The sequence below is a fragment of the Pedobacter sp. Leaf176 genome (genome assembly GCF_001424305.1).
Classification (GTDB): domain Bacteria; phylum Bacteroidota; class Bacteroidia; order Sphingobacteriales; family Sphingobacteriaceae; genus Pedobacter.
Genome location: NZ_LMPD01000004.1, coordinates 420,286 through 432,828 on the forward strand (window position 1 = coordinate 420,286; position 12,543 = coordinate 432,828).

The window sequence follows — 12,543 nt, forward strand, 5'->3', positions numbered from 1 at the left end:
TTAGGGCGTTGAATATTAATTTTATTTTAGCTTTATATCCGTTCTGACGGGAAAATGATCTGATAATTTAGCTTTAGTAATCTGATAATTTAAAATCTCAAAATCTTTACTTGTAGCAATGTAATCAATCTGAAAATTTGGGAATTTTCCGTTATAGGTTTTGCCAAAACCAGAGCCTTTTTCTGTGAAAGTATTATTCAGGTCTTTAGTAACCTGAGTTACGGTATACGAGGCAGGCGTATCATTAAAATCACCAGCAATAAAATAAGGCGTTTTACATTTGGCCATTTCTTTTCTCATAATGTCGACCTGCTCGCTCCTTCTAACAAAGGCATATTTAAGCATTCTCAAAATTCTTTTGGAGGCATACAATTTGCCCCGTGTTTTTTTTACTAACTGGTCGATAAACTGATAATCCTGAGGCTGGAAGCTTATGGATTGGAAATGGACATTGAAAATCCGGATAGTCTTTCCATTTACATCGATGTCGGCATAGATACTCATATTGTCTCCAAAACCTTCAAATAAAATTTCCCCTTGCTTTTTTATAGGATATTTTGAGAAAATGGCCAGGCCAAAAGCTTCATAACCATTATCACCGGCAGGACGGAAATAATAATAATCGGTTTTTAAAAGTCTTTTTAAACTATCTATGGTATTAAAATTTCCTTTCCGTCTGGTATAAAATTCCTGAAAGCAAACGACATCAGGATTTTGATCTTTTACGACCTGAAGCATTTTTTCCTTTACAGGAATGGTATTGTTTTCTCCAAAAAGCTTAAAACTGTGTACATTATAAGTCATTACTCTAACAGAACCTTTGGCTTTTTCTGCAGAGCCCTCTTTTCCAACTAAGCCAAAAGTGGCGTGTACTGTTTTATAACCTATTGCAATAACAAATAGGATGAGAACAGATAAAATCCATTTTTTTTTAAAAATCCACCAGGTTAAAAATAAGAGGCTTACTAAAAGCGTGTAGGGATAGGCAAGTGCGAAATACGCAAATAAAAAATTATCGCGGGGATCGATATGCCCTGCTATGGTACCTAATAATAAACAGATTGCCGAAATTATGGTTAAAGGCAGAAATATTTTATCAAAAAAAGAATATTTAGACTTTGACTTTTGCATTTAATCTTTGCTTGCTTTAAACAATTTTTCTTTTTCGGTTGCGGTTAATTTATCATAACCGGATTTAGATATCTTATCTAAAATCTCATCAACTTCTTTTTGTGAAACCCCCTTAAAAGTAGGTTTTTTTATCGGTTGCTCATTTTTCACAACCCTTAATTTTGGCTTTTTTTCGAAAATTTTACTCCAGTCGGTTCCATTCTGCAGGATTCTGATGTAAGTAAAACCCAATACTGCGCCGCCTATATGTGCGATGCTTCCACCTGCATTCGTAGAACCCAGCGCTAGAATATCAAGTATGAAATAAGCCAGTGCAAGGTACTTTATTTTGACTTCACCTAAAAACATAAGGAAAAATGCATAGTTAGGTACCAAAGTTGCGGTTGCAACAATGATGGCCATTACACAGCCGGAAGCTCCAATAACAGTTATTCCGCCCAAACCATCAGCAAACACCGGGAAAATATTCATTCCTGCTATAAAGAACAAAGCCCCGGCTAAACCACCTGTTATGAACACAAAGTGAAACTGGCGGCTTTTCAAGAAATTCATAAATACCTGCCCGAACCAGAATAATCCAAGCATATTAAAGAACAGATGGAAAAAGCCATCATGGAAAAACATATAGGTGAAGACGGTATAAAATCGTTCAGGTAGTTTTGAAACTGAAGCGGGTAAAGCAAAATATTCCCTTACCACATCGTATACATCAAAGTTGGTACGGGTTAAAAAAGTGACCAGTGCAACTAACGCTGTAGGAATGAAAATAATTGTATTTATACCAATGTAAAAAAACAGAGGATTACCCGAACGGAATACTTTAAAACTTAAATCTTTAAAAATATTGTTATTCATAGTAAGTGTAAAATGTGTCTTTATCCTTCCAGATTTTAACTAAAATGAAACCGATTAATGCGCCGCCCAAATGTGCATAATGCGCAACAGAATCGCCGGCAAATTTTCCAACCCCCAACACCAACTCAATAATAATGTATACCGGAATAATATATTTGGCTTTTACAGGTACCGGAATAAACATGATTAGTAACTCTGCATTTGGATACAACATGCCAAAAGCAACCAATAAACCGAATATTGCACCTGATGCACCCAACATTGGTCCATAATATATTTCGCCCATCATTTTGATTTTATCCTGTGGGGCAGATAAATTCTGAGTTACATCGAAAGTTACATGGCCAACAACTGAATAAACCTCATAAGCCTGCACCGCCCACTGTAAGGCTAATGCCCCTAAGCCGGTGATAAAATAAAAGATGATGAATTTTTTTGCACCCCAGCGGCTTTCCAACAAACTGCCGAAACTATAAAGCGCAAACATATTAAACACAATGTGGAAATAGTCTACAGGGCTGTGCATGAACATATAAGTTATTGGCTGCCATATTCTGAATTCCGGTGAATCAAAATAATAAACCGCAAACCAGTCAACAAATGGATAGCCACCGTTTGGTCTGAAAACCAATGTGCCAATAAAGAAAATTACATTTATGATTAATAAATTTTTAACAACTGGCGGTATATGTATTCTGTTCATTTAATTATGCTTTAAGCTTTGGTCTTTCTGCTTTATTCTTTAAGCTTTAAACTATTTTTCAAACTTCTTATCCAGTTCACTTAAGGTAATCGTTTGTATTACTGGCTTTCCACTTACACTAAAGTTAGGCGTTTTACATGCAAAAAGCTCGTCTATTAACGTATTCATTTCTTCCTGACTTAAAGCTGTACCGGTTTTAATTGCGCTGTTTTTTGCTAAACTTCGGGCTAAACTATCGCGTTTTGTTAATTTTAATTCTTGCTGGGTATTTTTGAAACCCTCAATCAGCTGTTCAAACAATTGTGTTTCATTAATGTTTGCGCTACCCAAATCTACAGGAATACCTTCTACCACCAAAGTGTTTTTGCCAAACTCCCGGACATCAAAGCCTAAACTTTTAATATCGTCCAATAAGCTTTTGGCTAATTCAAAATCGTTCGCATTAAGTGTGATGGTTTGCGGGAACAAGCTTTGCTGCGATGCACCTTTTCTGTCATCCAGGTGATTCAGGAAACGCTCGTAAAGAATGCGTTCATGAGCCATCTGCTGGTCGATAACCATTAAGCCTGATTTTATTTGCGAAACAATGTACCGGTTGTGCAGCTGCATATATTGCTTTTGCCTGGTTTCTAATATCGATTCATCAGCATAAAATGAGGTTTGTTCAATAACAGGTTCCTGAGTTATTTCATAAAGCGAGCCCCAGTTTTTTGCACTTGGTTTGGCTTCGTAATTTCTAGGAGAAGAAGCATAGCCCGAAGTGGAACTGGTTTCAGTTGCGAAAGGATTGAAATCAGGATTGAAGTTGATGCTTGGCGGCACAATATCTTCCACTGCTTTTGGCGAGATCATATTACTAAAGCCAGTTTCCTGGTTAAAATCTAGCGTAGGCGAAATATTATAACGACCGATTGAACGTTTCACCGCAGATTTTAAAATGGCATAAATAGACTTCTCATCCAGGTATTTAATTTCAGTTTTCGTTGGATGAACATTTACATCAATTTTCGAAGGGTCAATTTCTATGAATAAAACATAGAGTGGATAGCTGTCGTCAGGCAGCAAATCATCAAAAGCCGAACTTACCGCATGGTTTAAATACGGATCTTTGATGAAACGGTTGTTAACAAAAAAAAACTGTTCACCCCTCGTTTTTTTAGCAAAAGCGGGTTTTCCGATATATCCTTTTAAATTGATAATTGTTGTATCTTCCTCTACAGGAACCAGGCGTTCGTTATAATTATTACCAAAAATATGAACGATGCGTTGTTTTAAATTGCCTTTGGGTAAGTTAAAAATTTCGGTTCCATCATGGTATAAGCTAAAAAAAACGGTAGGATGGGCCAATGCAACTCTGGTAAACTCATCAATTATATGCCGCATTTCGACGGGATTACTTTTCAGGAAATTCCTCCTTGCGGGCGTATTGAAAAATAAATTCTTAATTGAAATTTGTGTCCCGGGAGTTGTTGCAACAGGCTCTTGCGAGGTAACCAAAGCGCCTTCAATATTTATACAAGTGCCAATTTCGTCTTCGTGCCTGCGTGTTTTCATTTCAACCTGCGAAATCGCAGCAATTGATGCCATGGCCTCACCGCGGAAACCCATTGTGCGAATAGCAAATAAATCTTCTGCCTTTTTCACTTTCGATGTTGCGTGGCGCTCAAAGCACATTCTGGCATCGGTAACGCTCATGCCGCAACCATTATCAATCAGCTGAATGAGTGCTTTGCCGGCATCCTTTATCACCAGCTGAATTTTATCTGCACCGGCATCAATAGAATTTTCAAGCAATTCTTTTACTGCAGAAGCAGGTCGTTGAACAACTTCTCCGGCAGCAATTTGATTGGCGACAGCATCAGGTAAGAGGTGAATAATATCAGTCATGTGATAAGGCAATGTGAATTCGCTAAATTATGCAAAATAAGCTTAAGGAATGCGTTTTGTTTAAAATTCAATACGTAAATGACTGTGGATAAATACTTAAAATTGATTGTCGTAAAAATGACGTAAAAAAGTCTGGTTTGAAATTTAGTTGTTAGGCTTACATTTGTTTAAACGCTTCAAATAATTATGAAATTATCAGAAAGAATCAAAGAACTTAGAAATCAGCATGCCTATAGTCAGGATGAAATGGCAAGGAGAACAGGCTTAAGTTTACGAACCATTCAGCGAATAGAATCAGGAGAGACTGAACCTCGTGGTGATACTTTAATCAGAGTTGCCGGGGTCTTTGATTTAAAACCAGATGAACTTTTTATACCCAAAGACGAAGTAAGGGGCAATTTTATCCCTGTATTGAATTTGTCTGCTTTAACTTTCATTATTTTTCCTTTATTAGGATTTTTAACGCCCTTACTTATATGGCTTCTTAAGAAAGATAAAACAAGAACAGAAGAAAAGGCTGGCAGAGATCTTTTGAACTTCCAAGTTACCTGGGGTTTAACTACCTGTTCTGTTTATGTTCTTGGTTTTTTTGGTGTAATGATTCAAATAGGCAAATTAGGGAGGCCAGAGAGTTTTTTGGTAAGTTTACTTGCACTATATCTCTTAAATTTTATTTTCATTTTTTTCAACATTGTTCTATCGATTAGGAACAAACCAGTTTTCTATCAGCCAGCGATTCCTTTCTTACGATGATTAATAAATTTCTTTTCGAATGGAATTAACCTCACAAGTTTGAAATCTGTGGGGTTTTGTAATTTGTAAAACTCAATTTACAAACCGAAATGATTTCAATTTTCTATCTTTATCGTTATGAAATCATTTATCTACTCGGTGATTCTCACCGTTTTTCTATCTTCTTGCAGTAAAGAAAAGGCCGATGTAATTGTTTATAACGCCAAAGTTTATACCGTTAATTCCAAATTTGATATTGCCCAAGCATTTGCTGTAAAAGACGGTAAAATTTTAGCGGTAGGAAAAACAGATGAAATTAGAGCTACATACAGCGCGTCGGAAGAAATTGACGCTACAGGTAAAGCTGTTTATCCTGGTTTTATCGATGCTCATGCGCATTTTTTTGGCTACGGACAAAGTCTTCAAACCGCAGATTTAAGAGATACAAAATCCTGGGAAGATGTGATCCAACGTTTAACAGAATTTGCTAAAACCCATCCCGATGGTTGGTTAATCGGCAATGGTTGGGACCAGAATGATTGGGCAGATAAGGCTTTCCCGACAAATGAAAAACTGACAGCGCTTTTTCCGAACCGGCCTGTTTTTTTAAATCGAATTGATGGGCATGCTGCCATTGCAAACCAGAAAGCTTTTGATGATGCCGGCATTACAAGCGAGCAAAAATTAACTGGTGGCGATATGCTTACTAAAAATGGTAAGCTTACAGGCGTTTTAATCGACAATGCTGTCGGATTGGTGGAAAGCAAAATTCCTTCGCCTGATGCAAAACTTGCAGAAAAGATTTTAACCGATGCACAACGGAATTGCTTTGCTGCGGGATTAACAACCATTGATGATTGCGGTCTGGGATTCGAAGCTGTAGATTTTATCGAAAAGCTCCAGAAAGAAAATAAGCTCAAAATGCGTTTGTATGTTATGCTTTCTGATGCTGAACCAAATTACAAATACTTATTTAAACGTGGCGCAATAAAAACCGACCGACTGAACGTTCGGGCTTTCAAAGTATATGCAGACGGCGCTTTAGGCTCTCGCGGCGCTTGTCTGTTAAAACCTTATACCGATATGCCAGAGAAATCGGGATTCTTGTTAAGCGATGTAAAACATTACGAAGAAGTTGCCTCAAAAATTGCAGCACATAATTTTCAAATGTGTACGCATGCTATTGGTGATTCTGCAAATCGGGTTATGCTTAAAATTTACAACAAAGTTTTAAAAGGTAAAAACAATAAGCGCTGGAGAATCGAACATGCCCAGGTGGTTAATTCGAACGATTTTGATTTATTTGGCAAAGCGAGTATCATCCCTTCCGTGCAGCCAACACATGCTACATCCGATATGTATTGGGCCGGACAGCGATTAGGCACTCAAAGGCTTAAAGATGCCTACGCTTATAAACAGTTGTTGAAACAAAATGGTTGGATCCCTTTGGGAACCGATTTTCCGGTTGAAAACATTAATCCCTTATTAACGTTTTATGCTGCAACGGTACGTGAAGATGCCAAAGGTTATCCTAAAGGTGGTTTTCAGATGGAGAATGCGTTAACGCCTGAAGAAGCCATTAAAGGAATGACCATCTGGGCGGCTAAAGCAAATTTCGAGGAAAAAGAAAAAGGCAGCTTAGAAATTGGTAAAATGGCCGATTTCGTAATCTTAGATAATGATATTTTAAAATCAAGCCCACAAAACATATTAAAAACCAAAGTCTTAAAAACCTATTTGAATGGAGAAAAAGTATATGAAGCGAAATAGATTAATCGTAATTGCAGTAGCGAGTTTCTTTAATATTTTATGTTTGATGGCTTGTGCGCAAGAACACGCCACCAATGAAAAGAAACTTTCTATCGCCAACACTATTGCCAAATCGACAGTTTTATTGAATAATCAGGATACGGTTATACCACTAAAAAGACTCGCTAAAAAAAACATAGCTTCGGTAAGTTTAAGTTTTGCTTATAGTTCGGTATTTGATAGTCTTTCAAATAAGTACGACAAAATAACTTCGTTTTCTGCAGACTCTTATAAAGATAGCCTAAACTTAAATGACCTGGAAGATGATTTGAAATATTTCAACACCATCCTTGTATCCATTGACGATCAGAACATCAACAAGGCAAAATACATCAGTTTTATTAATAGCATCAGCAGAAGTAAATCGGTTATCATTTCTTATTTTGGTAATGGAACGGGTTTAAAATCTTTCGATAATTTGAAATCTCCAATTATCTGGACAGCACAGAATTCGATTGATGCGGCAGCAATTGTTCCTCAATATATTTTTGGTGGGATAGCGGCAACGAACAAGTTACCTTCTGCCTTTTCTGCAAAATATACAATAGGTTCGGGCTTCACAACTATTGCTACGAGGTTAAAATATACGGTGCCGGAAGATGCCGGCCTAAACTCGAATAGTTTAAAAGATATTGATGCAATCGCCGCCCAGGCAATTAGTCAGCGGGCTACGCCAGGCCTGGTGGTTTTAGTGGCGAAAGATGGAAAGGTTATTTTTAACAAAGCTTACGGAACACATACTTATGATTCAAATTTACCGGATAAAGTAACCGATATTTTCGATTTGGCTTCAGTTACAAAAATTACGGCAACAACACCATCTGTAATGCGTCTTTTCGAAGAAAATAAATTAAAATTAGATACCAATATTGGAGCCTATATTCCCAAAGCAAGGACTACGCCCATGAATAACATTCAGGTTCGGGAAGTGATGTTGCATCAGGCGGGTTTTATTCCTTACATTCCTTTTCATGATTATGTGAAAAACGGTGATTACAGCCGGGATTCTTCTGCTGCTTTTCCGACTAAGGTTGCAGATGGTTACTATATCAAAAAAGGATTTTTCAAAGATTTTATGTGGCCGAAAATGCTCAATTCGCCCATTAGAACCCGGGGACAATATGTGTATAGCGATATCAGTATGTATGTGATGAAAGATATTGTGGAACATATAAGTGAGGAACCGCTAAATCAATACGCTTACGAGAATTTCTATAAGCCATTAGGGATGCAAACTGCAGGGTTTTTACCTAGAAATCGGTTTAAAGCCGATCAGATTATTCCTACTGAAGATGATAAATATTTCCGGAAAACTTTGCTGATTGGTTATGTGCACGATCAGGGCGCTGCTCTTGCAGGGGGTGTTTCCGGACATGCAGGTTTATTTTCCAGCGCAAATGATCTGGCTATAATTTATCAGATGTTGCTAAATCGTGGCACTTATGGTGGCGAGGAATATTTCAAAACTTCGACTGTGGATATGTTTACTTCTAAACAATCAGCTGTTAGTCGCAGAGGTTTGGGTTTTGATCGATGGGATCCGGATACGACAAAACATTACCCTTCAGATTTAGCCTCTGCACAAACCTACGGGCATACAGGTTACACCGGGACTTGTGTCTGGGTCGATCCATCACGCGGGTTGGTTTACGTTTTTCTTTCGAACCGCGTTAATCCGACAGTTAGCGATAAGTTGTCGAATTTGAAAATCAGAGGAAGAATTCAGGATGTTGTAAACAGAGCAATTGACGAAGCAAAAAAATAGTTCTGCCATAAATCTATAAGGTTTTGTAACCTTATAGATTTAAGTTACTCATCATCTAATAACGTAATACAGCCGTCAGCGAGTTTTTTCATTCTCGAATCCAGAGTTTTAATTGCTTCTGGATTTTTTAATGTTTGATACAAATAAGTAATCATTCCTTTTGTAATGTCATCAGGGTCGCAGGCATATGATTTTTCGAGGTAAGTAACCGTTTTATTCGCTATGATTTTATATTCTTCAGATAATTTTACATGAAGTGCTGTGTCCTTAGCAGCTGCAGCCTGGTTCATTTTAGCAACCAGTTCCTTGCAGGTTTTAAAATAATGGTTTCCTAAAGCTAAATATGGTACGTAGTAACCAGGCGTTAACTTAATGCTTTTTTCATAATAGGGAATGGCCAGGTTCATCTGGTTTGTTTCCTCGTAAAGTCTGCCTAAGTGATAAGTTGCATTTGCAATTTGCTTTGCGTTTAACTCTGAAGAACGTTTTAAAAGTTCTGATGTAACTGCAATAGCCTTTGGCTTTTCAGTTTGCGTCATTCTTATCATGCTATAATCCCAATACAAATCTTTTATGTTTTGGCTTTGAGCGAATACAGATGTTAGGTTTATTAATAAAATGAGATGGATTAAAAAGATTTTTTTCATTGGGTTAAGGTAGAGAATATTTGTAAACCTATTATTAAATTATGGTAAGCAGATTAAGATTGGAAATTCATCGTTAATCTATAAATAGTAGATTTCAACTCTTCTGTGTCTCTATCTTCACAGAGCAGAAATTCTATTTTATTTTTCGATTTCTCAAAAAAACAAATGCCTTCGAACTTATTTACATCCGATATTTTAGTAGCAAAGTTCAACTCCAGTGTTTGTAAATTAATGCTTCCTACAAAACTTCCAAGTATTGCACCATCATTATAAGTAGATTTTGTATCTTCTGCTGTTGCAATAAAAAAAATCTCGTTTCTGTATAAAACAGCATCGGTAAAAGAAGATTCGACGTGATTAACATTTGGTAAATTAATTCTCAAAAATGTGGCATTGTCAGATTTTGTCAGGTCTTCTCCATTAATAGCAAATATTCCATTTTTAGCATGTTTACCATTACCTCGATTAAATAAAAGCCACGATTTGCCTGTGAAAATAGCGCCTTCTATATTAAAATTATCGTCATCAATTTTTGCTTTATTTTTTATTTTGTTGTAGACATGAGTCAAATTACGTTCGATAATTTCTTTAGTTTGTAAATCAAAATCTATCATTACATTTCTATTCTTTGCAGAGCCAGAGCCTAAAATAAATAATCTGTCGCGATAGTTGCATAGCACTTCAAAATCCGCCTTGTCAGCTTTTGCTATATTATCTAAAGCATTTAAATCATTTTTAAATAGTATATTAATTTTATGGAGTTGATTGTTAGAAAGGTCAAATTCATTTAGATTAGCACTATTGTCTCCAATTATGTAAAGTTTTTTTTCTTTCAGAAATAATCCTGAAGCGGAACCGATACCATGGATTTCGGCGAAAACTTCTAATTCAGTTGAATGCATATTTCAAGGTAATTAAAAAGCGCCAAATTTCTTTGGCGCTTTTCCAGTTTAATTAAAAACCGGGTAATAAAACTGGCGACTATTTTTTCAGACCGATTTCCCTTAATCTTTCATCAAGATACTCACCTGCAGTCATATCTGAATAAGCTTTTGGATGTTCATCATCTATGGTTGATGGTAAACTCGCTAAATCCATATCGCTACGCGGATGCAAGAAAAAAGGAACCGAAAAACGTGATGTTTTCATTAATTCACGAGGCGGATTGACTACCCTGTGCGTCGTTGATTTTAATTTGTTGTTTGTTAACCTTTGCAACATATCGCCAACATTTACAACAATATCAGTATGGTGTGCTTTAATTGGCAACCATTCATTGCTGCGGGTTAAAACCTCTAGTCCATCAGCACTTGCACCAATTAATAAAGTAATTAAATTGATATCTTCATGTGCTCCGGCACGAACGGCATCATCAGGAATGGTTTCAGGATTTTCGATAGGGAAGTAGTGAATACCTCTTAAAATCGAGTTCCCATTGTGAACGTGTTTATCAAAATAATCAATTGGTAATCCTAAATAGGTTGCAATGGCACGTAAAAGGTGTGCGCCATTTTCTTCAAGTTTTTTGTAGATATCGCCCGTTACTTTGTTGAATCTTGGCAACTCTTCTAATATTTCATTGTCAGGGTATTGGTCTTTAACCGGATCGCCGTCTGTAACCTCCTGGCCAATCTGCCAGAATTCTTTCAAATCCGGTGTTTTAGCACCTTTAGCCGTTTCTTTGCCAGCACTAGTGTAACCGCGTTGTCCGGCAAGTTCTGGCTTTTCATATTTCTTTTTTATTTCTAAAGGTAAAGCGAAAGCTGCTTTAATATTTTCATAAAGCTCATCAATTAATTCCTGACTTAATCCATGGTTGGTAATGGTAACGAAGCCTGAATCATTAAAAGCTCTTCCGAGCTCATCTGAAAATTTTTTGCGTTCTTCTTCAGTTCCGTTGATGTAAGAACCTAAATCTAAACATGGAATATAGGGTGTAGACATATATTGTATTTTATTGTAATACGAATTTAAAAAAGAATTGTTAATAAGTGTTTAATAAGCTTGAATAATCAACAAAGTCATAAATATGAGTGCCTTAAGTTGTTAACATCAGGAGTAGGATTAAAAAAAATGTATGATTGTCATGTAAAACCCATTATTAGACGCATAGAAACTTTAGGTAAATTTATTTCGTATTATAGTGGATAGCTTAAAGCTACGTCAAAAACACACATAATATGAAACGAAGCATTTTAATTTTATTATCGGTATTTGTTTTAAATCAGGCTAATGCACAGGGAAAGAAAACAGAGAAAGCAACTTTTGGTATGGGTTGTTTTTGGTGCACAGAAGCTATATTTCAAAAACTGAAAGGTGTTGTTGCTGTGAAATCGGGGTATGAGGGCGGCAAGGTGGCAAATCCGACCTACGAGGAAGTTTGCACTGGATTTACAGGTCACGCAGAAGTTTTAGAAATCACCTATAATCCGATGCAGATTACCTATAAGGATTTGTTGGAGGTTTTTTGGAAAAGTCATGATCCGACAACATTAAACCGTCAGGGTGCAGATAGCGGAACTCAATACCGATCAGTTATCTTTTACCATTCACAAGACCAAAAGGAATTAGCAGAAAAATATAAAACAGAGTTAAATGCCACTAATGCATATGGTAAGAAAGTAGTAACCGTGATTGAGTCGGCTAAACCATTTTATGTTGCAGAAAGCTACCATCAGAATTACTATAAAAATAATGCAAATGCGCCCTATTGCAGGTTAGTAATTTTACCGAAGCTTGAAAAGCTGGAGAAAGTATTTAAAGCTAAGCTTAAGTAAGTCGTCATTTAAGCTAATCATTTATGCTCAGGCCACATTCCATTTTGGACTTTGCCTGGGCATTTTTTTGTTAGCACAGTTTTTCTTTTATAAATCTGATAGAAATGGAAAGCCCGCATCCGGATTTTTTCAACGGGAGCAGACTGGCCTGCCTGCAACGCAGTTTTCGCTTTTGTAGTGAAAAATACTGCTATTTAATTTATGAATTGTCAATTAAGCTTTTGAACTATTAAACAA

At 36.6% G+C, this 12,543-nt stretch carries 11 protein-coding genes; 4 read left to right on the top strand and 7 right to left on the bottom strand.

The window, feature by feature from the left end:
- Window positions 1-21: 21 nt before the first annotated feature.
- The 4 genes from ASF92_RS14295 to mutL are packed head-to-tail and all read right to left on the bottom strand — an operon-like array spanning window position 22 to window position 4,576.
- Window positions 22-1,131: an endonuclease/exonuclease/phosphatase family protein gene (locus ASF92_RS14295; RefSeq protein WP_056094340.1), complete on the bottom strand. Its 1,110-nt coding sequence runs from the start codon at window positions 1,129-1,131 to the stop codon at window positions 22-24.
- Window positions 1,132-1,986, bottom strand: coding sequence for a rhomboid family intramembrane serine protease (locus tag ASF92_RS14300; RefSeq protein ID WP_056094344.1), 855 nt, complete (start codon window positions 1,984-1,986; stop codon window positions 1,132-1,134).
- Window positions 1,979-2,689, bottom strand: coding sequence for a rhomboid family intramembrane serine protease (locus tag ASF92_RS14305; protein WP_056094347.1), 711 nt, complete (start codon window positions 2,687-2,689; stop codon window positions 1,979-1,981). The genes ASF92_RS14300 and ASF92_RS14305 overlap by 8 nt, the downstream gene beginning before the upstream one ends.
- A 51-nt stretch (window positions 2,690-2,740) precedes the next feature.
- On the bottom strand, window positions 2,741-4,576 hold the full coding sequence (mutL, locus tag ASF92_RS14310; protein ID WP_056094350.1) for a DNA mismatch repair endonuclease MutL: 1,836 nt from the start codon (window positions 4,574-4,576) through the stop codon (window positions 2,741-2,743).
- Between the two features lie 186 nt (window positions 4,577-4,762).
- Between mutL and ASF92_RS14315 the strand changes: the two genes are divergently transcribed.
- The 3 genes from ASF92_RS14315 to ASF92_RS14325 all read left to right on the top strand — a co-directional run bounded on the left by ASF92_RS14315 (window position 4,763) and on the right by ASF92_RS14325 (window position 8,882).
- Complete coding sequence (locus ASF92_RS14315) at window positions 4,763-5,329, top strand: helix-turn-helix domain-containing protein (protein WP_056094353.1); 567 nt, start codon at window positions 4,763-4,765, stop codon at window positions 5,327-5,329.
- Between the two features lie 117 nt (window positions 5,330-5,446).
- Entirely contained in the window at window positions 5,447-7,078 is a 1,632-nt protein-coding gene (locus tag ASF92_RS14320; RefSeq protein ID WP_056094357.1) for an amidohydrolase, read from the top strand.
- Window positions 7,050-8,882 carry a serine hydrolase gene (locus tag ASF92_RS14325; RefSeq protein WP_231729825.1) on the top strand — a complete coding sequence of 611 codons (1,833 nt, stop codon included), beginning with the start codon at window positions 7,050-7,052 and terminating at the stop codon, window positions 8,880-8,882. The genes ASF92_RS14320 and ASF92_RS14325 overlap by 29 nt, the downstream gene beginning before the upstream one ends.
- Window positions 8,883-8,926: 44 nt before the next feature.
- Here the strand turns inward: ASF92_RS14325 and ASF92_RS14330 are convergent, their stop codons facing one another.
- The 3 genes from ASF92_RS14330 to ASF92_RS14340 form a co-directional block, all read right to left on the bottom strand.
- On the bottom strand, window positions 8,927-9,529 hold the full coding sequence (locus ASF92_RS14330) for a lipopolysaccharide assembly protein LapB (RefSeq protein WP_056094363.1): 603 nt from the start codon (window positions 9,527-9,529) through the stop codon (window positions 8,927-8,929).
- Window positions 9,530-9,582: 53 nt separating this feature from the next.
- Window positions 9,583-10,431 carry a hypothetical protein gene (locus ASF92_RS14335; protein WP_056094366.1) on the bottom strand — a complete coding sequence of 283 codons (849 nt, stop codon included), beginning with the start codon at window positions 10,429-10,431 and terminating at the stop codon, window positions 9,583-9,585.
- A gap of 79 nt (window positions 10,432-10,510) precedes the next feature.
- Window positions 10,511-11,473 carry an isopenicillin N synthase family oxygenase gene (locus ASF92_RS14340; protein WP_056094369.1) on the bottom strand — a complete coding sequence of 321 codons (963 nt, stop codon included), beginning with the start codon at window positions 11,471-11,473 and terminating at the stop codon, window positions 10,511-10,513.
- A 236-nt stretch (window positions 11,474-11,709) separates the two neighbouring features.
- Between ASF92_RS14340 and msrA the strand changes: the two genes are divergently transcribed.
- Window positions 11,710-12,306, top strand: coding sequence for a peptide-methionine (S)-S-oxide reductase MsrA (gene msrA, locus ASF92_RS14345; protein ID WP_082489568.1), 597 nt, complete (start codon window positions 11,710-11,712; stop codon window positions 12,304-12,306).
- Window positions 12,307-12,543 lie beyond the last annotated feature (237 nt).

What these genes read in the sequence shown, in the direction of transcription:
- ASF92_RS14315 (WP_056094353.1), top strand. Translation starts at nt 4,763, where the DNA reads ATGAAATTATCAGAAAGAATCAAAGAACTTAGAAATCAGCATGCCTAT.
- ASF92_RS14325 (WP_231729825.1), top strand. Translation starts at nt 7,050, where the DNA reads ATGGAGAAAAAGTATATGAAGCGAAATAGATTAATCGTAATTGCAGTA.
- ASF92_RS14330 (WP_056094363.1), bottom strand. Translation starts at nt 9,529, where the DNA reads ATGAAAAAAATCTTTTTAATCCATCTCATTTTATTAATAAACCTAACA.
- ASF92_RS14300 (WP_056094344.1), bottom strand. Translation starts at nt 1,986, where the DNA reads ATGAATAACAATATTTTTAAAGATTTAAGTTTTAAAGTATTCCGTTCG.
- ASF92_RS14320 (WP_056094357.1), top strand. Translation starts at nt 5,447, where the DNA reads ATGAAATCATTTATCTACTCGGTGATTCTCACCGTTTTTCTATCTTCT.
- mutL (WP_056094350.1), bottom strand. Translation starts at nt 4,576, where the DNA reads ATGACTGATATTATTCACCTCTTACCTGATGCTGTCGCCAATCAAATT.
- ASF92_RS14295 (WP_056094340.1), bottom strand. Translation starts at nt 1,131, where the DNA reads ATGCAAAAGTCAAAGTCTAAATATTCTTTTTTTGATAAAATATTTCTG.
- msrA (WP_082489568.1), top strand. Translation starts at nt 11,710, where the DNA reads ATGAAACGAAGCATTTTAATTTTATTATCGGTATTTGTTTTAAATCAG.
- ASF92_RS14335 (WP_056094366.1), bottom strand. Translation starts at nt 10,431, where the DNA reads ATGCATTCAACTGAATTAGAAGTTTTCGCCGAAATCCATGGTATCGGT.
- ASF92_RS14305 (WP_056094347.1), bottom strand. Translation starts at nt 2,689, where the DNA reads ATGAACAGAATACATATACCGCCAGTTGTTAAAAATTTATTAATCATA.
- ASF92_RS14340 (WP_056094369.1), bottom strand. Translation starts at nt 11,473, where the DNA reads ATGTCTACACCCTATATTCCATGTTTAGATTTAGGTTCTTACATCAAC.